Below are 25,912 nucleotides of genomic sequence, written 5' to 3'. Positions count from 1 at the left end.
ATTCTCTAAAGTGCTGCGGTTCGTGCCACCATTTGGGGCTCGACGGCGACATTTTTTGCAGGGGGCCACCACCGATCCCATTCGGGGCGATCGCCCCGTTCTACAGACGGTAAAATTAAGGTTAATTTGAGACTTTTAACCTGTTCTAAATTCGTTTCGCTTAAATTAGCCCCTTGCAAATTGACGCAATTTAAAGACGCCTCGCTAAAATCGGCACCGCTTAAATTCGCTTCGACTAAAAAGGTGCCAAATAAATAAGCCTTGTTGAAACTCGCCCGAGTTAAATTCGCCTGTTTTAAAAAACTGCCCAATAAAAAGGCTTCGCTGAAATTCGCCCGTTCTAAAATAGCATCTTCTAAATCCGCCCCAGCTAAATTGGTTCCAGAAAAATTAGCTTCCGTTAAATTTCCTTGAATCAGTTTCGTCCCGGTCAAATTCGCTCGCGTAAAATTCGCCCCTTTCGCCTTCTCCCAGGGTAAAATAACTCCGCGTAAAATCGCCCCAGAAAGGTTCGCCCCGGTGAAATCGGTCTCGCCTAACATGGCGTGAGTCAAATCTGCCCCCGTCAGATCGGCCCCGGACAAATTTGCTCGCGTCAAGTCCGTTCCACTTAAGTCGGCGTTGCTTAAATTTGCCCCCGTTAAATTCGCTCCAATTAAATCGACACCTGTTAAATGAATGTTTCGTAAATCAGCCCCCGCTAGGTCGAAACCCGTCAGATCGTACAGGACAAAATCGCGTTTTCCCGCTTGATAAGCATCGAGAAAATCTTGGGTACTGATTTTGTTCATGATGGTAGCCCGATAGAAATTGAACCGAGGTGCGATTCTGCTGACTCCTTTGGAGTCGCTGCGCGAACGCACCTCAATTCCCTTTGCAATTTTCTACGATCGAATCCGGAAGTTTTGCAGCCATTGCCTTCAAAACTCGCCAAAATGTCGCCCCAACCTTGAAGAAATGGCGATCCCTCCGTGCAGCTCGTCATTGCTTGACTTATGTCCCAAAACGTGGTAGAAACGCTCAATTCTGCACGGGGACAGAAATTTTAGGAAGAGTTTAGCGGTATTTTCCCTCTACAGGGAGGAATCGGGTTGGGGGGCGTTCGCTGGCGGAAAGCGACGCAGAATCGCCCACGTGAAAATTTGCCAGGGAGACACGGCGAAATTCACTCCTATTGCCGGACTTTCAGCCATTTTAAGAGGTCTTTCTAACAAGTCGAGACGATCGCCTAATTTTAGATCGAGATCGCTCGTTAATTCAACCTCTGTCGCTTTTCCTTCAGTTTCATAACAGCGCAAAACCCAGCCGTGGCGATCGTCTTGCGCCCGTTTTAACGCCATAACTATTATATTTTTGGCCGATAATTCTAGAAACGTCGAACTCGCCGATAAAACATAGTCCCGATTGCGCTCTCTCTTAGGATATTTCTGGCTAAAATTGTCTTCAATTTCAACAACTCTCACCGGAAAATTTAACTCGTAGCCGCGACGGACAGTATTCGCTTGTTTCCAATCTTCCCGATGGGGATAAACCGCATAAGTAAACTGATGTCGTCCTAAATCCGCTTGAGGATTTGGCCACGTTGCCCCCCGCAATAGGGTTAAGCGCAATTGATTAGGTTTGGCATCATAACCGTATTTGCAGTTATTTAATACACTGACACCATAGTGGCGATCGCCTAAATCTGCCCAGTGAATGGCCGGAACTTCCCATTTTGCCCGTTCTGCATCGGTTTGGGGTTTCGTCGATCGCGCGATCGCCCCACAGGGCATCTCGTAAGTCGCAAAGTCGGCCTCTAAGTTCAGTGGAAACGCCGCTTTGACTAAAACATGACGTTCTTGCCAATCTACAGTTGTTTCTATTTTTAAAACAGGCAAATTTGCTTCTAATACATAATCCTGGATAAAAGTAGATTGGCCAAATTTCCTAACCACTCGCACCCGTCGTTCCAGTTTACCATAACTTTGCCATTTAATTTCAGTTAAGTCGGCATCTGCTAAGCGATACTGTTCGTAATTTGGATCGATATTCCACGCATCCCAATATTGTCCGCTATCGGCAAAAAATTGCAATTGATTGCCAGGGTTGCTTAAAATTTTTCGATGTTCCGTTTTATCCCAAAATTGAGCAATGTTTCCCGTTGTTGCATCTATTTCAATTTGGAATAAGTCATTTTCTAAGATGTAGGCGTTATTCACTGGAGGGGAGACAAAGATCTCGCTGCATTCCTGCTTTCGCGTAACTTTTTCTGCGGGACACAGCCAGAAAAGGCGATATCCGATGGAAGGGATATTGTTCGCTTCAAAAACTAGGCGGTTTTCAATGATTTGCGATCGCACTTCTCGACCGTCACTCTCGTAAATCTTGCTGCTTATTTCTTCTGGAGATAACTGTAAACTAACGATCGGCGATCGTCTCCAGTTGAGACTGTTAAAAACAGCGATCGCGCGGGCATGTTTTTGGGGAGGTGTAGGCAGATCGATATGAGAGGCGATCGCCTTTAAAGACTGTTTAATAACATCGCTAACGGTTTTCTCAGCTTTTTGCCATCCCGGTCGGACTTCCTCATAAACTTCTGGGATTGAGGAACCGGGTAAAATATCGTGAAATTGATTAAATAATAAGGTCTTCCACACCCATTCTAGTTCCGATTTTGGATAAGTTAAATTATCGATCGCTTCTGCAAAGCTGGCGAATAACTCGGCTTCGTATAAGCCACCTTCTAAACGACGATTCCATAATTTTTGGTCGGCGTGAGTCGTATAACAGCCGCGATGGAATTCTAAATACAGTTCGTCATTCCAGACCGGGAGAGAATCCGGCGTGGTTGTAGATGTTTCTAATTCTTGTAAATAGGCGATCGCCGTGGTAAATTTTGTTTCCGGGAAAAAGGGCGAAGCTTGCCATTGCTGGCGCAGTTCTAACATATCTCGTGTCGGACCGCCGCCGTGGTCGCCGACTCCCGGCAACCATAAGCAAACATTGCCCCCGGTTTTGCGATTCCAGTCCGTGGTATAGCTGGCCATTTTTAACGGATCGATCGCCTGACCGATGAGGGAAGACATCAGACTAAAAATGCGGGTTCCGTCGGGAGACTGCCACCAGAAGACCTCGTAAGGAAACTCGGTGGTATCGTTCCAGCGCAGTTTTTGGGTGACGAAATAATCGATTCCACCTTGTTTGAAAAGTTGGGGGATTTGCCAACAAAAACCAAAACTGTCGGGAAGCCACGCCACCGGGCAAATTTGACCGAACTTTTCGAGACAATAGTGTTGTCCGTAAAGGATTTGACGGGCGATCGCCTCGCCGCTAATCAGGTTGAGTTCCGGTTCGACCCACAAACTGGCTAAGATTTCCCATTGACCGCTTTTAACGCGATCGCAGATGGCTGCAAATAAGTTGGGGCGATGTTGTTCGATCCAGGAATAAAGGGCGGCGGTGGTATGTCCGAAGGTTAAATCGGGGAAGTCTGCCATTAAGTTCAAAACGGAATCAAAAGTCCGTTGGGCGGCGTCCCAGGTTTCGGCGATCGGCCATAACCAGGCTAAGTCTAAATGGGCGTGACCGAGGAGGTGAATGTTAAAGTTAGAAATGAACTCGGTTTGAGATAAGAGCGTTTGGCGAATTTCGGTTAAGGCTTGCTCGAATTGGGGGCGATCGCCTACCCTGTCCCAAGGGATGGTGTGAAGCAAACGCTCAATTTTCGCTAATTCTTGTTCAGAATGATTGGAAGATCGAATAAATTGTTGTAGGATAGAAATTTCATCGGCCAAAATACCGGGGTCGAGGCTCGATTCTCCTTGGTGTTCGTACAGACAAAGAGACTGAACTAAAGCCCCCGGATCGTGATGGGGGGCGACCAAGCGCAAAGCGAGATCGATCGCTTGATGGGGAACGGTATTGGAATGGAGTAAAATCCGGGTTTGGCAATCGAAAAGATCGCCTTCGCCGACGAGTTCGCCATTGACAAAAATTTGAGCTCGTTCGGCCCACCAGGTTAAGGCCAGCCGTAAAATACAATCATGGACGGGATAACCGTTCAAGTGTGCGGGGATGACGAGGCGTTGCGCCAACCAGAGCACTCGTCCCGGTTGCCAGGCAATATGCCCGCGATCGTTCAAGGGCGCGATCGCCCACTGGGAGAAGGTTTCGGCGGTTGTGGCTGGGTGGCGATCGTCGGTTGTGCTGCAAGTATGCCAGGTGTGGCGCAGGTCGTAGCGAACGAGTTGGCGCAGTCGGTCGAGGAACATGAGGGATTTTAGAGTTTAGATTTTAGAGTGGGGGAGTGTCTGCAGTGATTGTCTCCCGACTCGCGACCCTTGCCAAAATAAATTGCTCCACTTCCGATATCATAAAAAGCAGGGGTTGCTCTAGCTGCTTCGCCGGGTTAAACCGGATTTACCAACGTTATCGCCAAACTGCTATGTCTTCTGGTCGCTATCAAAGCAGAGTCTTTAATTTCCTCCACGGAAAAACGCGCAAGATGGCGCAACAGTGGGAGAAAACGTCGCGCCAGCTTAAGGAAATTGCCCAAGTTGGGGTGCATTTGTTGTTGGTTCCGGTTTATGCGGTTTACCAGGCGACTCAAACCGTGGGAAAACGGCTGAAAGGTCGTTCGGCGGGAGGTGTCGGGGCGAAAACGTTGGGAACGGGAGAGACGCGACCCGCGACGTCGGCGCCTGCAGAAGCTGGATCTGACGCCATTTTAGCCCGGGAAGGGGATACGCCGATCGCCCGGGTGTTGATGTCGGTGGAGGCGATCGCCCCCGAGGATAGCGCAACAGATCCCGGGGCGATTGTCAAGGTGCGCGAAGTTCACCCGATCGCCAAAATTCGGGCGGTTCCGCAGGCGATCGCGCGGTGGTTTGATGGTAAAATCGCACCGTTTGCGGCTCGTCTGTGGCGCGGGTCACCCCGGCGGCAGCTTAAGATTGTCGCAGTGGCGAGCGATTTGGCCACGAGATCCCTGGTACTCGTCGGCGAAAATTATCGGATTTTAGAGATTTTAACCCCGCAACAACAGCAAATTTTACGCGATCGCATCGACTGGGAACGGCAAGGCGGCGATCGCCCGCCGTTGTCCGGTGGAACGGCTCCCCGTCCGTTAGGGTCAAAAATGGCAACTCCTGCGATTCAGGGGAGTTCTCGGGGGATTCAGCCGCAATGGGGAAGCTTTTTAAAAGGGGGTTCCATTGTCCCCCGATCGCCCCAAGATGAGCCCTCCCAGGCGATCGCCGTTGCGGCCTCGATCGCGATCGGCGAGACTTTGCCCTTACCCGGCCCGTTGATGGGACTCGATCGCGCGATCGCCCGGGTGGAAAAAACGGCAGTTCCGGCGATCGCCTGGGTGCAAGATCTGGCAGTAGCGTTAGTCAGCGACCCTTACGAGTCCCCCCAATCGCCGATCGCCCCGGGAGAACCGACGGCAACCATTTTGCGCATTCAAGCCTTAATCGAAGCAGCGATCGACTATTTCTTCGGAAGCCGCGAACCGTCCCTGACCGGGGAAATCGAGGAGGACGACGCACTGGAAGGGCGATCGCCTCGGGGAACCTTGGCGGGCGATCGCGCCGTCCCCAAACCAGCCCGAACCCAGCGTTTACCCCAGCCCTTCACCGTCGATCTCGGTCTCTTCCGCCAGGGTCAGTGGGTCGGCGAGACGATCGCCGCCGCCCCCAAACCGACGATGGCAAAAGTCTCTGCATCCGGGGAACGCGCTTTAAAGCGGGTCAAAGCCCAAGTCGCGAAGCGCGATCGCGCGATCGCCAGCGCCACCGCAGCAATCCAAGCCGCTACCGCTTCCCCCACGATCGCCACCGCGCCGCCCTCGGGTCAGACCCCGGAATTCCATCCAGATTGGATCGAAGCCTGTGTCACCCAAGTGGAATACGTCAAACATCCCCTAGAACGGGTTTTAGAATGGGTCGATCGCGCCATGCTTTATCTCGAAGAAAAGGCGATCGCCTTGTGGCAGTGGTTGCACGTCCAACTCGACCGCTCCCGTTGAAATGGCGCCGAGATTGACCCTCTAACCCGGTGGGGATCGCGATCCCTCTCCAGAAGATCCCCAGTTCTTCCCGGGGGAAACGATCGCGGTCTCGATCGAATCGGTTTACCTTTCACGCTATAATACGATGCCAGGCTAAAATGATAAAGCCATGCTGGTTTAGGAACTACCCTGGGGCGCAGGGAAAGTAACGTCTCTGGAGAGACTGGCCTCGGTCTGGATACAGATCGGCCAACTCGTCGAAAGAGAAACTCTAAATAGTGATATTTAGGATCCCCGTCTCTTTAAAGCGGGAATACGTCAAAAAAAATAACCTGATTTCGATATGATAAGGGGAGCTATCTACATCTCGATAGCAACAGCCCTCAAACCTTTTAGATTGTTTTGGAGATCCTGTAATGGTCACCCTAAAAATTGCCGTTTATTTGACGGTCACTTTCTTTGTTGTCTTATTCGTATTTGGCTTTTTAAATGGAGACCCGGCGCGCAACCCGAAACGACGCGATTTAGAATAAGCAAGGCTGTATCCTTGGTAAGCGTCAAAACGGGGCGGCCTTCGGGTCGCCCGCGCTGGCTCCAGGGGGAACGTGGTACGTCCGGGCTGTGTGTTCTTTGATGTTTGATTCAGAAATATGCCTTATCCGGCTCTCCCGCCCGAACCACCCTCTATTGTCATTACCTTCGACTATCGCTCTTCATCCGCCCCGCGATCGCCTGCAGTTTCTTCCCCAGGATCGCCGTCTGTAGAGGCGATCGGCTCGGAACTGTTTCAACCCCTCACCGATGCGTCTTTGCTCGGGGCGCCTCTCGAAATCGACTTATCCCCGCAACCGAGGGACGATCGCCGTACCGGAGATCCCGCTTCAGTCCGTCCCGAGGCGATCGCCCCGACCGAGGCGATCGTCGAAACCGAATTGTTCGACTCGCCCCGTCCCCTCCCGTCCACGGCGCGCAACTCCGATAAAAGCGTAAAATCCCGCCGCGAAATTCCGGCATCGGAACCGAGCAAAATCGGGCAAGTGCTGCGCAAAATTCCCGGAGAACCCCACAGTCTCCCGCACCGATCGCCCGGTGATTTTTACCGAACCCTCGAATCGGTCTATACCCGGCAAAGCGGGCAATCGCCACAGGTTGCCAGCCCCGCGCCGACCCGTGCGCCTGCGGCAGTCATCCCTTCCCAAGTCGTGGAACTGCGATCGGACCGCCAGCAGTACGATACCGAGGCCCGAGTCGTCACCGCCGAAGGAGAGGTTTTAATGCGCTTTCGCGGGGCGATCCTGGCGTCCGACTGGCTGCAAATGAATCTCGATAGCCGGATCGCCGTCGCCGAAGGAGACGCCATCTATACCAAAGGGCCGCAAGTGCTGCGCGGCGATCGTATCGAATACGATACCGTTCGCAACCTCGGCGAAGTCAACCTCGCCCGAGGGGAACTCTTTTTCCCCTCCGCCGCCCAAGATTTCGGCCCGCCCTTACCCACCGATGTCAGTTCCACCGCCTTACAAGACCGCGCCCTGGTCGATCGCCTGCGCGCCGGACAACCCCCCAAACGGGTCTTCCCCGGGGGCGGCGTCTTCGTCGGAACCGGGGGCGGGCGCCAATTTGGCTTGCCCGCGATCGGGGGAACCCTCAACCGCTTGCGCTTTGAAGCCGAACGCCTCAACTTCAACGATGAAGGGTGGGAAGGAACCAACGTCCGGATCTCGAACGATCCGTTTTCGCCTCCAGAATTGGAATTTCGCGCCGAATACGCCCGAGGTCGGCGCCTGTCTCCAGAAAAAGATGAAATCGTCGCCAAACGGGGTCGCTTGGTCTTCGACCAAAAAGTTTCGATCCCGATCGTGCGCGAACGGGTGATTATCGATCGCTCCGATCGCGATCCGTCCCTGATTCGCTTCGGTTACGACCGCGAAGATCGAGGCGGGTTGTACGTGGAAACGACTGTGGCGCCGCCCCTTCCCGGCCCGTTTCGCCTCAATTTAATCCCCCAATATTACCTCCAGCGATCGCTTGAAGAAGGAACCGGAACCTTCGATCGCCTCTTCGGACTCAAGGCCAAATTACAGGGGAATTTGACCCCGACGACGACCTTGACCGGATCGGCGGTGTTTACCAATTTCGACTTTAACGGCGACGAGGAAAATCCCCTCGATCCCAACGAAAATGACAATTTTCGCGGCAGTTTGCGCCTGCAGCAAAAACTCGGCGGCTATCGCGTCTCCGGGGAATATTCTTACCGCGATCGCCTCTTTAACGGATCGTTAGGCTATCAAACGGTCCAGCAAAGTCTCGGGGTGGTGGTCACTTCTCCGGTGATTCCCTTGGGGAACACTGGCTTTAATTTGAGCTATCAAGGCAGTGCCCAGGCGATCGAAGCGGACAGCGATCGCCTCGAATTGCTCGAACCGATTCGGGAAAATAACCGCATCGACCTCAATCGCTACCAAGCCAGTGCCTCTCTCAGTCGCGGGGTGCTATTGTGGAAAGGTGATAGTTTGCCCGCAACCCCTACTCAAGGGCTGCGTTATACGAATGCTCCCGTGGTTCCCTACGTCAGTCTCTTTGGCGGCTTGACGGGAGTTGCGACGGCGTACAGCAACGACGATACCCAAAACACACTGACAGGAACGATCGGCATTCAGGGACAGTTCGGTCATTTTTCCCGCCCTTGGTTGGACTATACTGGGTTTAACTTGGGATTTTCGCGCGTCTGGCAAGATGGGGAATCGCCTTTTTTGTTCGATCGCATTGCGGATGCCAAGGTACTGTCTGCTGGAATCGTCCAGCAAATTTACGGTCCGTTCCGCCTCGGGGTGCAAACGTCGATTAATTTGGATACGGGAGAACGGATCGGGACCGATTACAGTATAGAATACAGTCGTCGCACTTATGGTGTGACCTTAAGTTACAACCCGGAACGGGCGATCGGCAACCTCACTTTGAGGATTAGCGATTTTAACTGGGTCAGTGGTGGCGAGACCTTTTCCAGCCCGGACGTGCGATCGGTGGATGGAGGCGTGCGCCGTTAGGGCATTGTTGAAGCGTACCGGGTTGGTAGTAGTAAAGATGGATTCCGGGCGATCGCTTCGGCGTCGGACAAATGGTGGGCCGTCTTCTCAATCAACGCTCGGGTTTTTCTCTCTGTAAGGGAATCGATTTTCCCTCGGTACGGCCAATAGTTTATACAAAAATTGGCGACTGCACTCTTGCGGATCTGCCCCGGATTCCCTCCCGATTTGCCACTTTTTCGAGCTAGAAACGAGGGAGAACGGGCGAACAAATTCCGGTCGCCGACTTCAAAATCACCGAGCCGAACGGTTATGAAAAACCTTAAATTTTTGTTAATTTTTATGGGCAAGGGATGTGAAGAGTGCTGCCGATCGGGAAGGCGATCGCCGAATGAGGAAACGCCAAAACCTAAGCTTACAATGAGTTTATCAACTCTTTAAACTTCGGAGATTTCTTTTACATAAACTTGAAGAAGATCCCCGCTTGTTTTGACGAGCGTGCCTGTGGAGATTGACTCAAGTGAACGAAGGCGATCGCGAGTAAAGTAAACTTTTATTTATTCAAAAGGCTCGGGGATCGCGGTAATATAAAAAAGGGGAAATCATTTTCAGCTTTATAGTTCGTCGGACGAACCGCGTTCGACGCCTAAGACAATTCAACCGGGCCTGCAATCCACCGAGTGCCCTACTCAAGCGAGTCCCACCATGCTATGTACCTTCAGAACTCTTCGGTCTGTTCGGATCTGTTAGATGCGGCGATCGACCGTCATCCCGTGACCGTTTCCGCCAGCACTTCTTTAGAGAAGATCGTGGCGTTAATGAGTCAGGAAAGCAACCTATGTACCTTACGCCAAAAATCCAATCCCTCCGATCGCAAGGGCTTCAATGAAGCGCGAGCGAGTTGCGTCTTGGTTGTCGAAAACAATCAGGTACTCGGATCGATTGGCGAAGGGGAGATCGTGGAATGTCTCTTTCGAGAAACTGAATTCGACCAATTGACGGCAGGCGAGGTCATGAACCGCAATTTAATTACGATTCGCGAGTCAAATTTTGACGACCTGTTCGCCATTGTCAACTTGTTGAAAGGATATGGGGTCGGTTATTTGCCCGTGCTAGACGATCGCGATCGCCTCGTCGGATTGGTCAGTGCCGAGAGCTTGCAATCGTGCTGGCATCCGGTAGACCTGCTCAAATTGCGGCGAGTCGTCGAGGCGATCGACACCCAAGGGATTTGCGTGAGTGCGAACAGTTCCCTGCAAGACATCGTACGGGAGATCGCCCCTCACCCCCAAGAATGCGCGATCGTTTGCGAGCGATCGAGTCCGGGGCGATCGTCCCGCCGTCCCCTCGGCATCGTCGGCAAACGAGATCTCGTGCGCGCTCGGGCGTTAAACTTAGATTTTATCGGCATTCCCGCCCGCGAAGTCATCGGCGAAGCCGTAGTTTGTGTCAAGCCGGACGATTCGTTGTGGGTCGCCCATCTGGAAATGCAACGCCAGGGAGTGCGACGGGCGATTTGCCGTGACGAGAACGGCGAATTACTCGGCATCGTCACCCAGGCGAGCTTATGGCGGGCGATCGATCCGGTAGACCTGTACGGCGTCATTCAAACTTTGCAGCAAAAAGTGGGTCAACTGAGTGCGGAAAATCGTCAACTGTCGCGGGCTTCGCGATCGAATCCGGGGTCGAGAACGAGCCGAAGCCGCAGGCGCCGAAGTGCCAGAAGCGATCGCCTGTTAGAACAAATTGCCCTCAACACCTATCAAAATCGCCCCCTCAGCGAAATTTTCGGTGCGATCGCGACGGAGGTGCGCGAAGTCCTCGGCAGCGATCGCGCGATCGTCTGTCGCTTCCTCGACGACGGCACCCCGCAGATCGAGAGCGAAGCCACGGCGCCGGGGGTGCCGTCGGTGGGAGCCGTCCCATCGAGTGCGGTCAAGATCGCCGATTGGCTCGGAGCCTTCGCCAAAGGAGAGCGCCAGGCGATCGCCAATCTCAGCAGTAGCGGACTGCCGGAAGACGTCGTCAAACCCTTGCAAAAATTGGGCGTCAAAGCCCAACTGGTCGTGCCGATCGCGCGCGGGAAACTTCAAGCCCTGGCCCCGCTCGATTGCCAAGGAAGCGCCCCCGAACGACCGTGGGGATTGCTCCTCATTCAGTACGCCCGCCGTCTTCGCCGTTGGAAGAGTTGGGAAATCGAGTGGGTCGAACAATTGGCCGTGCAACTGGCGATCGCCATCCAACAGCACGATTTACAGCAACACCTGGGCGAAGGCGCCCGCCAGCAGCAACAGCTCGAACGCCAAATCCAACGGGAAAGAAGCTCAAAAGCCGTCCCCGAGCGCTCCCTCGTCGTCGTCGTCGATGCCCAAGGCCGGATCGTGCAAGTGGATCCTCACACCGAGGCGAGTTTGGGAAGCTCCGACGAAGCCCTGCGCGGACGACGACTGGCGGATCTGTTCGAGTCGGAAGCACGGGCCGAAGCCTTCCACGGCTGGCTCGTCGGTAACGGCGATCGCCCCTGGGAAAGCACCTGGAAAGACGCCGACGGCGACCTGATGCCGATCGTCTGGTCGAAAATGCCCCTCGCCACCAGCGAAGCAAACGGCACCTACACGATCGCCACCGCCACGATCGCCCGTCGGGCCGAAGAAACCAGCCTCAAACAGCTCAACGAAGAGCTCGAACGACGGATCGAAGAGCGCACCGACCAACTGATGCAACTCAACGAAGAGTTGCTACGGGAAATCGCCGACCGTCAACAAGCACAACAAGCCTTACGGGAAAGCGAATGGCGGTATCGGGCGATCGTCGAAGATCAAACCGAATTAGTCTGTCGCTTTTTACCCGACGGCACCGTGACCTTCGTCAACGACGCTTACTGTCGCTACTTCCGACAAGAGCGATCGCAAGCCCTCGGCAGCAACTTCCTCGCCACCCTCCCCGAAGAGAACCGCACGGAAGCGGGCGATCGTCTCCAAGAGTTAACCCCCGAGCATCCCAGCATCGTCCTCGAATACCCCGTCGTCCTGCCCGACGGCGAACGGCGCGCCCTCCAGTGGAGCAAACGGGCAATATTCGACGAAGGCGGCCTCGTGCGCGAGTTTCAAGCGGTCGGACGCGACATCCAGGAGCGTCAAGCCGCCGAACAAGCCCTGCGCGAGAGCGAGCAGCGTTTTCGCCTGATGGCCGATAATGCCCCGGTGATGATCTGGCTCGCCGACGCCGACGGGAACGGTACCTTTTTCAACAAAACCTGGCTCGACTTTACCGGACAGACCCCCACGGAAGCCGCCGGGAAAGGGTGGATCGAATGCCTCCACCCGGAAGACCGCAAGCGCACCTTAAACGGCTTTTTCGCCGCCCTCAAAGGTCGCGAGAGCTGGCGCGTCGAATATCGGCTGTTTTGCGCGCGCGGCGAATATCGCTGGATTTTGCATACCGGAGTGCCGCGCCTGACCCCGAACGGCGAATTTGCCGGGGCGATCGTCTCTTGCGTCGATATCGACGATCGCAAACATGCCGAAGAAACCTTATTGCGGATTAGCAAAGCCGTCGAAAGTTCCAGCGACGCGATCGCCATGAGCGACCTCAACGGTCAATCCACCTACCATAACAGCGCCTTTATCGAACTGTTTGAATATACTGTCGAAGACCTCAATGCTGCCGGAGGCGCCGCCGTCCTCTTCACCGATCTCGATTGCTTCCGGGAGGTCTTTTCCACCACGGTTCGCGGCGAATCCTGGAAAGGCGAAGTCGAAATGCACAGTCGCACGGGTCGCCAGCGCCAGATTTCCTTACGGGCCGACGCCATCAAAAACCCCGCCGGAAAAATTGTCGGCGCGATCGGCATTTATACCGACATTACCGAGCGCAAAAGCGCCGAAGAAGCCCTGCGCCAAAGCGAAGAACGATTTCGCACCCTGGCTAACTTTACCTACGATTGGGAATACTGGATCGCTCCCGACGGCGAATTTGTCTACATCTCCGCTTCGTGCGAGCGCATTTCCGGCTACAGCGTCGCCGAGTTCCTTTCCGATCGCCAACTATTGTATTCCCTGATACATCCCGAAGACCGCGATCCCGTCGTCACCTCCTTACAGGACGAGTTAGTCAATCCCAAAATCTTCGCCTTCGACTTCCGCATCGTCCATCGCAACGGTCAAGTTCGCTGGGTCGCCCATATTTGCCAACCCGTTTACAGCAGTGACGGAGAATGGTTGGGGTTGCGCGCGAGCAATCGCGACATTACCGAACGCAAAGAAGCAGAAGAAGCCTTACGAGAAAAACAGCGTTTTATCGAAAAAATTACCGAAACCACCCCCAACCTCCTCTACATCTACGACACCATCGAACGGCGCAATACCTACGCCAACCGCGAATTTGCCGAAATTTTGGGCTATACGCCCCAGGAAATTGAAAAGATGGGCGTCGAGTTTTTCGCACAAGTGATGCACCCGGACGATTTGTCCCGACTCAACCAACAACTCGCCAAATTAGACCGGGTGGCGGACGGCGAAATTATGGAGCGCGAGTACCGCATCGAAGATAAAAACGGTCAGTGGCACTGGTTTTACAGCCGCGATATTATTTTCACCCGCACAAGCGAAGGCAAACCGAAGCAGATCCTCGGTACGGCGTCGGACATTACCGAACGCAAGCAAACCGAACAGCAACTGCATCAAGCCAACAGTCAGCTCAAGTGCTGGGTGGAACAACTCGAATTACGCAACCGCGAGATGGCGTTACTCGGGGAAATGAGCGATTTCTTGCAAGCGTGTCTGACGGTCGAAGAAGCCTACAAGGCGCTGCCGAGTTTTTTACAGCCGTTGTTTCCCGACTGTTCCGGCGGCATTTTTGCAATTAACAATTCCAATAACTTAGTGGAATTGGTAGCGGATTGGGGGGCGGCGCAACAAGGGGAATCCCTGTTCGTCCCCCACGAATGTTGGGCGTTGCGGCGGGGGCGTTCTCACGTTGTGGACGGCAAGGATACGGGACTTTTATGCTCTCACGTAAAACAGGTTGCCCTGGACGGGCGATCGCTGTGCGTGCCGATGATGGCCACGGGGATGACGTGGGGGATGCTGCACTTGAGTAGCACCCAGCTCGAAGCTTTGAGCGAAGCCAAACAGAAGTTAGCACGCACGGTTTGCGAACATATCGCCCTGGCTCTGGCGAATTTGAAATTGCGCGAAACCCTGCAATACGAAAGCATTCGCGACCCCCTCACGGGCCTGTTCAACCGCCGTTATTTAGAAGAATCCCTCGAACGGGAAGTCCACCGGGCCTCCCGGGCCGGGCAGCCGTTGGGGATTTTAATGCTCGATGTAGACCATTTCAAACGGTTTAACGATACTTTCGGACACGAGGCGGGAGATGCGGTATTGCGCGAGTTGGGGCGGTTTTTGAAACGCAATATTCGCGATTCCGATATTGCCTGTCGCTATGGCGGGGAAGAGTTGACCCTGATTTTTCCGGAAGCGTCGTTAGAAAATACGATTCGCCGGGCCGAGGAGATCCGCCAGGGGGTCAAGTTTTTAAATGTCGAACATCGTCGGGAGTTGCTCGATCCGATTTCGCTGTCGGTGGGGGTGGCGTGCTTCCCGGAACACGGACAGACGGGAGAGGCGATTATCCGGGCGGCAGATGCGGCGCTCTATCGGGCGAAGTTGGAAGGGCGCGATCGCGTGGTGACTGCGTTTATGAGCTAGTGGGAGTACGGAGACCGCGCAATGGGCTGACGTCTGATGTCAATTCCTCCAAATTTCGGTATGATGTTGGAGATTCTAGAGGCGCAATGGCTTTGAAATCCTTGCATTTGCACTCTAAAATCTCTCAAGGCTGGAGCGAGCCAGCAGGCGATTAAATATGACGGAAGCGGCGAAAGATTCAGCCGCCGCTTGTGCTGCGGCAGTGCTGATTCATTATAGTTTCGATCTCGGTGGCAATCAGGTTCAAGAATTAGTCGATCGATGGCTGGATCGCTATCCGGCCAATTGGGTTCGCTTGGCCGCGATCGAAGCCCTCTATCAAGGTCGTTACAAGGCGGTTTCGATCGGCCACATCCTCGCGTCGTGGCATCGCCGCCACCAGCCGTTTTACCATTTCAACCACGAATTCGAGCGCTTGGTTTGCTCTAAATTTCCTCAAAGTTGGTGGGGACCGTCCCAGGAGTCGGATTCTCCCGGCGGCGATCGCCCCGCGATCGAAGGCTCTCCGTCTTCTCCCTCCCAACAGCCGCCATCGGTACCCGCTTCGCTTCAATGGACCGAGACGGAGGACGAGGACGACTTGCTCGGCGATTTGTGGCGCGATCCGCCCCCGACGCCCACTTCTGGGGCGACCGGAGAAGGCGATCGCGAAGCGGCGACCTTCGTCAATCGACTCCAAAAGAGTCAGGAGCATCGCCTCGGGTCGGTCGAGGGCCACTCCTGGGAGGAATGGTCCGAGGGCGATCGCCCCAACCTCTCTCCTGGCGAAGGAACGACGAGTCCGATCCACCAGTTCACCCCTACCGTTCAAATTAGCGACTTTCACAGCAAACTGAAGGCGGTCGCCGGATATGCGACCACTCCGGAGCGATCGCGCCCGGACTCCCCTCTCCAAGACAATTCGCCCCCTCCCTCCCCGAGCGATCGCGACTTCGTAGGACGGGAATAGCACCGGAGGCGATCGCCTTCAGGCCCGCGATTTCGCCGCTTCTCCAGATTCCGTCGGGGGTTTGGCCCCTCCCATGCGGATTTCGCTGCAAAAACAGGCCGAATGATTCCCGTCGGCTTCGCGAACGATACTGGTTCGCAAGCGCAGATTTTCACTGGCAAACCACAAGCGTTCCTCTGCATAGAGGCGATCCGTTTCTACAATTAAGGTGAGGGCGTCGTCGGAGCCGATCGCGTAACGTCCGGGAAGCGGGGGGCTTTGCGTCGCTCCGATCCCGTGCAGCAATTGGCCGCTTTTGGGCGCGTCTCCTTCTCCCAATGCCACTAATACGGTCGAACCGGATTGTTTTTTCTCGTGCAGTACGGGCATTCCTTCCCAGCGTACCTGCAAACCGCAAACCGCCAAGGTCGGATCGACGCGATACTGCTCGCACAAGGCCGTCACTTGGGGGTCGTCGCGATCGAGGGCATCGATCCACAAATCGCTGCTCCCCGCAACCGACTGCTCCCCGGTTAAATTTTGACTCGTTCGTTGGGAAAACCATTTACCAGCACTGTGCTGGAAAAACTGCATGATATCCATCAATCTATTAACGATCCTCTAAATGCCTTACCACAGATTATCGTGACATCTTCCAGACACCGACCCTAACGGACATGGTGCTGGTTTCCCAAGATTGGCTCTTGAGAGTTTGCTGCTTCATCCGTCCTCCCTAGAATATTGCCATTCGTTTTTACGGATATTTTACCCCTTTTGTGGAGGGCGGCGATCGCCTGGGCAAAATCCTCATTTCTTCGGGAAACTTTTCGCCATCGTCAGGGTCGTAATAGAAATTGATGTAAATTTACGAGGGTGAAATTGTGTTTTTCTTTGACAGACAATCTTGTTTAATTAAAACTATGTCCCCAGGCTTAAAGTCAAAAAAGAAGACTCTTAAATTCCATGCCTGGGGTCGAAAATCAAGAAATCAAATCTATAAATTCTCGATTCATGAATGATATCAAATCAAAAACAAATTAAATTTTCAGGAAATCAAAACAATACTTTTATTGCTCAAAAATAAACAAAAATATATATTTTAAAAAATTGAAGCAGGGTAAAGGTTTAAAAAACCATACCGAGATCGTCTTAAAATTTTATCCGCTCTTTTAGCAAACTCGCCGGAGGCTCAACAGACCCGAGCGGGCTATAAAACGAGAGCGTGCGGATCGTAAGGATTACTTTTTGGCCACAAAAATCGATATTCCGCTCGTCGTGCCTTACCGTCGAGCAGAACTCATCGATCTCAAATATGTCAATAATAATAAATCGTTATTCATTGAAAAATAGAAGATTGCCTCTCGGAGAGACTTGGGAAAAGGCGAGGGGCGAAAAGAAAGGTTGAATCGGAGAGAACCGCAGGACGCCGAGGCATTTTCGACCTTGGCGATCGAGGAGCTTGTCAAGAAATGAGCGAAGGAAATCCAGGGGATCGATCGCCTCTTGAATAGGAGAGGTGCTGAAGGTGAAATCCTGGGGGTGACCGGGGAGCAACGCTTATAATATTGAGGTTAAGTTGGAGTATCGACGACCGAGAACGGTACTTGAATCGATCGGTATGGGGATAAAGTCAATCGGCGATCGCGATGAATAATTCAAGGATCAATGTTTTATTAGTAGAAGATGACCCACTCTACGCCGAGTTAGTTCGAGAGAGCGTGGAGAATTCGAGAGGGGCAGATCTGGAGTTGGGTTGGGTTCCTACTTGGAAACAGGCGATCGCCTCGTTAAATCGAAACCGATTCGACGCGATTTTACTCGACCTTCACCTTCCGGATACCCAAGGGTTAGAGACCATTCACAAAGCGCTGTCCTCGGCGTCTCACCTGCCGATCGTCGTATTGACGGGTCTCGACGATCGCGAGTTGGCCCTAGAGGCGGTACGCTTGGGCGCACAAGATTTATTAGAAAAAAATCAGGTGAACGGACCGATCCTAGCGCAATCGTTGCGCTACGCGATCGAACGCAAGCAGATTCTCGAAGATCTCAAACAAAGCGAAGCGCAATATCGATCGCTCGTCCAACATGTCCGAGAAGGGATCTTTCAAACCGATTGCGAATTAAATTGGACCTTCCTCAATCCGGCGTGGGAGCAATTGACCGGATTTAGCCTGGAAGAGAGCCTGGGGAAACCCTCGGGGCAGTTCGTCCATCCCGACGATCGCGATCGCCACGAACGCAAATTAAAAGAATTATTCGCACGAACCGAAGTCTCCAGTCGCTATCAAGTTCGATGGCTCACGAACCAAGGTCAGGTGCGCTGGTGCGAAGTACACGCCCAATTGTACTCGGCGCCGGACGGCTCGATTTTAGGAACGGCGGGGATTCTCAACGACATTACCGCCCGTTACTTGGCCCAATCCTCCCTCGAAAACTCGATGGGATTGCTGCGGGCTACCTTTGAATCTACCGCCGACGGGATTTTAGCGGTAGACAGTCGGGGGAATCTCACGAATTGGAATCGCAAGTTAGTCGAAATGTGCTGCCCGCCGGACATGAAGATCGATCGCGAGGACGAATCGGCAGTGTTGGCGCTGGTATTGGCCCAATTGGGCGATCGCGATGGCTTTTTGCAAAATACGGCGCATCTGAAAACCCCGGAGGCAGAAACCTTTGACATCCTCACCTTGAAAGATGGCCGCACGATCGAGCGCTATTCCCATCCCTGTCGGGTCGGGGATGAAATTATCGGTCGGGTGTGGAGTTTTCGCGACGTGAGCGATCGCCAGCACGCCCAAGAAGCCGTGCGCGCCAGTGAAGAACAGTTTAGAACCCTGGTGGCAAATATCCCCGGGGCGGTCTATCGCTGCGCTTGCGATCGCCAATGGACGATGGAGTTTATCAGTGGCGAGATCGAGCAGATTTGCGGTTATTCCCCCGCCGATTTGATCGGCAACCAGGAGCATTCTTTTGCCAGTGTCATCCATCCGGACGATCGCGATCGGGTCGAACGCGACGTTCACAATGCCGTTTCCAATCGCGTTCCCTACCTGCTCGAATATCGCATTATCACTAGCGACGGGATGATTCGCTGGGTTTCAGAGAAAGGTCAGGGGATTTTTACCCCTTCTGGAGAACTCCAGTGGTTGGATGGGGCGATTTTCGATATCACCAAACGCAAGGAAGCGGAAGCGGCCCTGCGCTATTCCGAGGCGATCGCCCGGGAAAAGGCCCAACAACTGGAATTGGCGATGCAAGAACTCAAACTCGCCCAAACTCAGCTCGTCCATCACGAAAAAATGGCGGGGTTGGGTCAACTGGTGGCGGGAGTCGCCCACGAAATTAACAATCCGGTCGGGTTTATTTACAGCAATGCGATGGCGGCGAACGAGTACGCTCAAGAATTACTCGAATTGCTCGCCCTTTACGAATCGACTTATCCGGAACCCCCGGCGTTGATTCGCGATTGGATCGCGGATATGGATTTGGCGTTCGTGCGCGAGGATTTCCCCCGCTTGTTGCAATCGATGCGAAGTGGCGCCGATCGCATTGGCAAGATCGTTAAATCGTTGCGGCAATTCTCGCGACTGGACGAGGCGGAATATAAGAAGGTGGACCTGCACGAAGGACTCGACGGTGCTTTGCTAGTGTTGCAACATCGCTTGCAAGGGGGCGATCGCCGCCGAGCGATCGAGGTGGTGAAAGCATACGGCGAATTGCCTCGGGTGGAATGTTACGGCAGTGAGATCAATCAGGTCTTTGTTAATATTTTGTCGAACGCGATCGATGCGTTAGAGGAGGCGTGGGAGCGGCGATCGCGCGATCGCCCGTCGTCGGAAGCAAGCGGGGAGAGCGAATCGTGGATCCCTCAAATTACGATGGCGACCGAGACGATCGGCAATGGGGGCGATCGCTGCGCTTACGCTCGAATCCGCATTCGCGATAATGGCTTGGGAATTCCTCCCCAGGTGCGCGATCGCGTCTTCGATCCGTTCTTCACCACCAAACCCGTGGGGAAAGGAACCGGAATGGGTTTATCGGTTGCCTATTCGACGATCGTCAACCAACACCAAGGGCGCTTGGAATGTCACAGCACGCCGGGAGAAGGAACCGAATTCGCGATCGTCGTGCCCCTTTATCCGCAAGATCGCCACAGTTAAATTGCTTTAGCAAGCCGATCGAGAGTCCCGGGCGCGATCTCGATCGCGAGGGGGATTCGGTTCGGGCGATCGGCGATTTTTGTAAGCGGCGAACGGCGGGTTTCGCTCGGATGCGCAGTTTCGATTCAGTCGTTCTCAATTTTCGCGTTCGATCGTTGTTTTCGTCGTTTGGGAGTGGCGATCGAAATTCTTCGATCGTCTAGTTCTTAATCGAGCCAATCAATGCATCCCCTTTTTGCATGAGGGTTAGGTTGGCCGTCTGTCATTGCATTAAAAAGGGAAATGATTAAAATCTAGAATTTTTGTGGATGGAAACCGAAGACAATTTATTTAGATTTGGCGAGCAGACAAGCCGAGTAAAAAAGTATTTCTTCGTCTTTATAAAAATCGAAAATGATTTTTGGTAAATCGATCGATGGCGAAAATAGTTGAATTCCTCAATATGTCATTAATTGTCGATCGGGTTTTGAGGGTGACCGAATCGCCGTGATATTCGAGATAAAAAATATATTATTAAACAATAATCTCCCCGTTACCAATAAAAAAAGTTATAACTAAATAGAGAATCTGAGGGGTAAAGCAGATGTCTGAAGCGGCTGAAAATCATTGTTTTGTCATTGGTGTGGGAGCCTCCGCAGGTGGGTTGCGGGCCTTGGAAGAGTTTTTCGACCACATGCCCGCCGACAGTGGGGCGGCTTTTGTCGTCGTACAACACCTATCCCCGGACTTCAAAAGTTTGATGAAGGAATTATTAGAACGGCGCACGCGCATGATTGTCAAGCGCGTGCAAGATGGGATGAAAGTCGAACCGAATATTGTTTATTTAATTACTCCAAGAAACAATTTAGTTATCGAAGACGGCACCTTAAAATTAATCGAGCAGAATGAGTTTCCCCGACAGCAACCGAACTTTCCCATCGATATTTTTTTAGATTCCTTGGCGAAAGATCGAGGCGATCTCGCCATGGGGGTCGTCTTATCGGGAACGGGAAGCGACGGTAGCCGAGGGCTACAGAGTATCAGCGAAGCGGGGGGATTGACCTTCGTGCAGTCGCCGACTACGGCAGAATTCGATGGAATGCCTCAAAGTGCGATCGCCACGGGGATCGTCGATCGCGTCTTACCCCCCCAAGAGATCGCCCAAACCATCTACGAAATTCTTACTATGAAGCATTCCGGGACGGCCCAACCGGACACCCTCCTCCCGGAAATCGAATCGGATAAACTGCGCGCGATCGTTCAAATTCTCAACCAATATGAAAAACTGGACTTTTCTTACTACAAAACCAACACCCTCAGCCGCCGAATTTACCGCCGATGTTCGTTGAGTGGCTACAACTTACTCGACGAATATATTGATTATTTGAGAACTTCCGAGGAAGAACGGGGACTGTTACGAGACGACTTAATGATTGGCGTGACCCGGTTTTTCCGCGATCCGGAAGCGTGGGAATATCTCGAAAAAGAAGTTTTACCGGAACTGGTCGGACAACTGGAGAACGGGCAACAATTGCGGGTGTGGGTGACCGCTTGTGCGACGGGAGAAGAAGCCTATTCGATGGCGATGGTCCTCGACGAAGCGATCGCCCGTTTGGGAAAGCACCTCAGCGTCAAAATCTTTGCCACCGATATCGACAGTACCGCCTTGGCGAAAGCCGCCGAAGGGGTTTATCCCGAAAGTATTGCCATCGACGTGTCCCGCCAACGACTGGAAAAATATTTTACCTTCCGCGATCGCCATTTCCACATTACCCGCAGCCTGCGCGAAAACATCATTTTCGCCCCCCACAACTTGGCGAAAAATGCCGGATTTACGCGAATGCACCTGATTAGCTGCCGCAATGTCCTCATCTACATGCAGCCGATTTTGCAACAGCACGTCATGCGAATGTTGCACTTTTCCCTGATGCACAAGGGGGTTTTATTTCTAGGCGCTGCCGAAACTCCGGGAGACTTATTAGAAGAATTCAGTCCCCTGTATGAAAGATATAAACTTTATCAAAAACGGCGCAACGTGCGCCTACCGATTCTCACCCAAAATTTAGAATATACCGTCCCGCTTACCCCTCGCCCTCCGATTGCAGCACGGCGCAGTACCCATCAATTCGACCCGATTTTGAGCCGTGCGTTCAGCGCCTTCAGCAAACGCCGCAATTGTTCTTGCTTGCTCGTCAATAACAATTTGGAATTATTTCACGTCGTCACCGACGCCGCAGAGATTATGGAATTTCCCGAAGGCGGCATGACGCGGATGATTGCCAATTTAGTTCCCGACGAACTGCGCCTACCGATCGATACCGCCCTCCATCGGGCCAAACGAGAGCGCAAACCCGTGCTTTACGGGAGCATCCACTTCAATCAGGGGGATCGGATTCGCTCGGTCAATTTAGAAGTCACTTACCATGGCGGTGACACGCGCATGGATGATTTTTTCATGCTCGCGATCGAAAATGAAGATCGTCCGAACTTACCTAGACCGATTGAAACGTTCCAGCAGGATGCGGAAGCGACTCAACGCATTCTCGATTTAGAATACGAACTGCAACAGACCCGGGAAAACTTGCAGGCGACGATTGAAGAATTAGAAACCACCAACGAAGAACAGCAAGCGACGAACGAGGAACTGCTGGCCTCGAACGAAGAGCTACAAAGTACCAACGAAGAACTGCATTCGGTTAACGAGGAGCTATACACGGTCAATACCGAGTATCAGACGAAAATTCGCGAACTGACCGAACTGACCAACGACATCGACAACTTGCTGCGCAGTAGCGAAATTGGGGTGATCTTTTTAGACCGCCACCTGCGCGTTCGTAAGTTTACCCCCGCCGCCACCCCCGCAGTCAATTTAGTGGCGACGGATGTAGACCGACCGATTCAGCACATTACTCATAATCTCGATTGTCCGGAGTTGATCGACCTGTTGCACATAGTGTTGGAAACGGAGCGTCCGATCGAACGAGAGGTTTACTTAGAACAGACCCAAACTAATTTATTAATGCGGATTTACCCGTACTTGCGCGATGACGGTCATGCGGACGGGTTGGCGATTAATTTTGTCAATATCGACGAGATCAAGCGGGTGCAGCAAGCCCTCGAACAACGCACGGAAGAGCTAGAAATGCTTTACGCGACCTCGCCGATTGGCTTGGCGCTGATCGATTCTGACTATCGATTCGTGCGGATTAATGAGGTAATGGCGCAGATTAACGGTCTGTCTGCGGAGGATCATTTGGGGAAAACGATTGGGGAACTGTTGCCGGAGTTGGCGCCGTCGGTGGAGCCGTTGTTGGCGCAGGTGTTGGAGAGCAACGAACCGATCCGCAATTTGGAAGTGAGGGGCACGACACCCGCCGAACCGAAGCTGATGCGCGATTGGATTGCCAGTTATTTACCCGTGGAGTTGGCGGACGGACGACGGGCCGTGAATGCGGTGGTGGTGGACGTGACCGAACTGAAGCAAACTCAAGCCGCTTTGCGCCAAAGTCAAGAGCGCTTGCAAGATTTGATGCGATCGAGCCAGACGATTTTGTTGAGTTGCGAACCGGAACCGAATTATCCGATTACGTTTATTAGCGAGAATGTGGAGCAGGTGTTGGGGTATTCGGCTCAAGCGTTTCTGGAAACGGCGGAGTTTTGGATCGAGCATATCCATCCGGACGATCGCGATCGCATTCTCGCCGGGTTTAAGGATCTCAACGATGCTCAAAGCTATTCCCACGAGTATCGACTGCGCGCTGCAGACGGTTCCTATCGTTGGTTTTTTGCCCAAATGCGCTTGATGGGGAACGGCGATGGGAGCGATCGAGAATGTGTCGGCTATTTGGTCGATATCAGCGATCGCAAGGAAGCAGAACAGTTGCTCGAACAGCAAATTCAACGAGAACGACTGGTTCAACAAATTAGCAACGAGATTCGCAAGAGTCTCGACCCACAACAGATTTTTGAAACGGCGGTCAAGCGGATCGGTCAAACGTTTCAGGTCGATCGCTGCGTGCTGCACGTTTATCGGGGCGACGGGAGCGACGAACGCCCTACAGAGGCGCTCCGGATTGTCGCCGAGTATCTCAACGGCGAGGTTGCTTCCGCACGTGGCATCTCGTTTCCCACCTTCGGCAATCCCCATTTTGAAACTTTGCTCGCCCGCGATCGCGCGATCGCCTGCGACGCGATCGCCGACGATCCCCTGTTCGCGCCTCAGCTCTCTGTTTACGAGCAACTGGCGATCGTCTCGATGCTCGCCATTCGCACGTCCTACCAGAACCAAGCCAACGGCGCGATCGCCTTACACCATTGCCAAACCCGGCGCCACTGGACCGAACCGGAAATCCAGATGCTCGAAGCCGTCGCCGCTCAAGTCGGGATCGCGATCGCCCACGCCCAACTGCTACAAGAAGCCCAACAACGCCAGCAAACATTAGCCCACCAAAATTTAGCCCTGGAATCAGCCAGCCAACAAGCTCAAGCCGCCAGTCGCGCTAAAAGTGAATTTCTCGCCAACATGAGCCACGAGATCCGCACTCCCATGAATGCGATCTTGGGGTTTTCGGACTTGCTGCACGTGTTGCTGCAAGACCCGCAAGGCAAAAGCTATCTCCAATTAATTCAGTCCAACGGGCGGATGTTGCTGACCTTGATCGACGATATTCTCGATCTGTCGAAAGTTGAGGCAGGTCAACTCAAACTGCTTTACGAACCCGTTAACCTGCACCACCTCCTCGAAGATATCAAGCAAATTTTTGCCCAACGGGCTGCACAAAAAGGACTGGAAGTAATTTTAAATATTGCCGATAGTCTTCCCCGACAGATTTCTATTGATGAAATCCGATTGCGGCAAATTCTGTTTAATTTGTTGGGGAATGCGGTTAAATTTACGGAGGAAGGCAAAATTGAGATCGGCGTTCGGGATTATCCCGTTCTCGAAGCGGAGAACGAACCTCACGAACTTGCTCGGATCGAGGACAATGGAGGCGATCGCGACGAGCAGTTTGGTTTGGAAATTACGATCGCCGATACCGGGATCGGACTGTCCCCAGAAGAACAAACAATTATTTTCGATCCGTTCCAGCAGGTTCGCGGCAATTCCAATCGCAAATATGGCGGGACGGGTTTGGGTTTGACGATTACGCGCCGCTTGACCGAAATGATGGGAGGTCAGATTTCCGTGAAAAGTGAAGTGAACAAAGGTTCCACCTTTACCTTGCGCTTCCCCCATCTGCGGGTACTGCCCGAAAATGCGATCGTCGCCTCGAAAGCTGTCGAACCTATTTCCCTAGAAGCGTTGCCCCCTCTCTCGATTTTGATCGTCGATGATGTCCAATCTAACTGCGAACTACTCTGTGCTTATTTAGAGGATAGTCCCCATCAGATTTTGACGGCTCAAAACGGTACCACGGCTCTCGAAATCGCCCGGACACACCACCCCGATCTGATTTTTCTCGATTTGGTCATGCCTCCCCCTGGCGGCAAAACCGTACTCAAAACCCTCAAACAAGACGAACGCACCCGCCATATTCCCGTGGTCATGGTTACCGCGTCGATTCAAGAAAAGGATCTCCAAGAGTTACAACCGTTGACTCAAGGTTTCTTACGCAAACCCGTCAGCCGCACGGAGGTTACTCGGGAATTGCAGCGTCTTTTCGGTCAACAGAGTGCCCTCGTTAGCGATTCTCTGCCGATTCCCGAATCGGCGATCGCCCTGTCTGAGGAAGCTCTGCGTAAATTACCCGAACTCTTAACCCTGTTGCAACGAGAGGAGGAACAGGTTTGGCAAAGTCTCCACCGCACCCTCGCTCTCGATCGCGTGCGCGTTTTTACGGCTAAACTGCAACGCTGGGCCAGTGAATATGAATGCCCTCAACTGCAAGCTTACGTCTCCACCCTCAGCGAACAAATTACGGGCTTTGATTTAGTCAATCTGCCGAATACCCTCGCCGCTTTCCCTCAAGTTAAACAGCAGTTAGAACAATTTCTCGATCGTCGATCGATTCGGCGCTCTCCGTCAGCAACCGGGCAATCTATCGACTACGATCGATCTACGATTTGACGATCTCGATCTCTAGAACAATCGACCCAAACCTCAATCCAGCCATCGA

Annotated in this window: 10 protein-coding genes; 7 read left to right on the top strand and 3 right to left on the bottom strand. The window is 53.0% G+C overall.

Going from position 1 to position 25,912, the window contains the following annotated elements; translation table 11 throughout:
• Positions 1 to 5 precede the first annotated feature (5 nt).
• Positions 6 to 791 (bottom strand): pentapeptide repeat-containing protein, encoded by a 786-nt coding sequence (locus tag JJD41_RS12955; protein ID WP_200666508.1) that lies wholly within the window; start codon positions 789 to 791, stop codon positions 6 to 8.
• 282 nt (positions 792 to 1,073) lie between these two features.
• Positions 1,074 to 4,250 carry an alpha-mannosidase gene (locus tag JJD41_RS12950; RefSeq protein WP_200666506.1) on the bottom strand — a complete coding sequence of 1,059 codons (3,177 nt, stop codon included), beginning with the start codon at positions 4,248 to 4,250 and terminating at the stop codon, positions 1,074 to 1,076.
• Between the two features lie 233 nt (positions 4,251 to 4,483).
• Between JJD41_RS12950 and JJD41_RS12945 the strand changes: the two genes are divergently transcribed.
• From JJD41_RS12945 to JJD41_RS12925, 5 genes are all read left to right on the top strand, one after another.
• Positions 4,484 to 6,007 (top strand): hypothetical protein, encoded by a 1,524-nt coding sequence (locus tag JJD41_RS12945; RefSeq protein WP_234488617.1) that lies wholly within the window; start codon positions 4,484 to 4,486, stop codon positions 6,005 to 6,007.
• Positions 6,008 to 6,405: 398 nt separating this feature from the next.
• Positions 6,406 to 6,522 carry a photosystem II reaction center protein I gene (locus JJD41_RS12940; RefSeq protein ID WP_168567726.1) on the top strand — a complete coding sequence of 39 codons (117 nt, stop codon included), beginning with the start codon at positions 6,406 to 6,408 and terminating at the stop codon, positions 6,520 to 6,522.
• 117 nt (positions 6,523 to 6,639) lie between these two features.
• Positions 6,640 to 9,036 carry a DUF3769 domain-containing protein gene (locus tag JJD41_RS12935; protein WP_200666501.1) on the top strand — a complete coding sequence of 799 codons (2,397 nt, stop codon included), beginning with the start codon at positions 6,640 to 6,642 and terminating at the stop codon, positions 9,034 to 9,036.
• A 689-nt stretch (positions 9,037 to 9,725) separates the two neighbouring features.
• Complete coding sequence (locus JJD41_RS12930; RefSeq protein ID WP_200666499.1) at positions 9,726 to 14,729, top strand: PAS domain S-box protein; 5,004 nt, start codon at positions 9,726 to 9,728, stop codon at positions 14,727 to 14,729.
• Positions 14,730 to 14,886: 157 nt separating this feature from the next.
• Positions 14,887 to 15,678, top strand: a complete 792-nt coding sequence (locus JJD41_RS12925; protein WP_200666497.1) for a hypothetical protein — start codon at positions 14,887 to 14,889, stop codon at positions 15,676 to 15,678.
• 18 nt (positions 15,679 to 15,696) lie between these two features.
• Here the strand turns inward: JJD41_RS12925 and JJD41_RS12920 are convergent, their stop codons facing one another.
• On the bottom strand, positions 15,697 to 16,260 hold the full coding sequence (locus JJD41_RS12920; protein WP_200666496.1) for a phycobiliprotein lyase: 564 nt from the start codon (positions 16,258 to 16,260) through the stop codon (positions 15,697 to 15,699).
• 1,043 nt (positions 16,261 to 17,303) lie between these two features.
• Here JJD41_RS12920 and JJD41_RS12915 point away from each other — a divergent pair.
• A complete protein-coding gene (locus JJD41_RS12915; protein ID WP_200666494.1) occupies positions 17,304 to 19,817 on the top strand; it encodes a PAS domain S-box protein in 2,514 nt (837 codons plus the stop codon).
• A 583-nt stretch (positions 19,818 to 20,400) separates the two neighbouring features.
• Positions 20,401 to 25,863 carry a chemotaxis protein CheB gene (locus JJD41_RS12910; protein ID WP_200666492.1) on the top strand — a complete coding sequence of 1,821 codons (5,463 nt, stop codon included), beginning with the start codon at positions 20,401 to 20,403 and terminating at the stop codon, positions 25,861 to 25,863.
• Positions 25,864 to 25,912 lie beyond the last annotated feature (49 nt).

It is taken from the genome of Oxynema mangrovii CENA135, from assembly GCF_016632315.1.
Taxonomy (GTDB): domain Bacteria; phylum Cyanobacteriota; class Cyanobacteriia; order Cyanobacteriales; family Laspinemataceae; genus Oxynema; species Oxynema aestuarii.
This window is presented reverse-complemented; position numbering and strand designations above follow the sequence as displayed.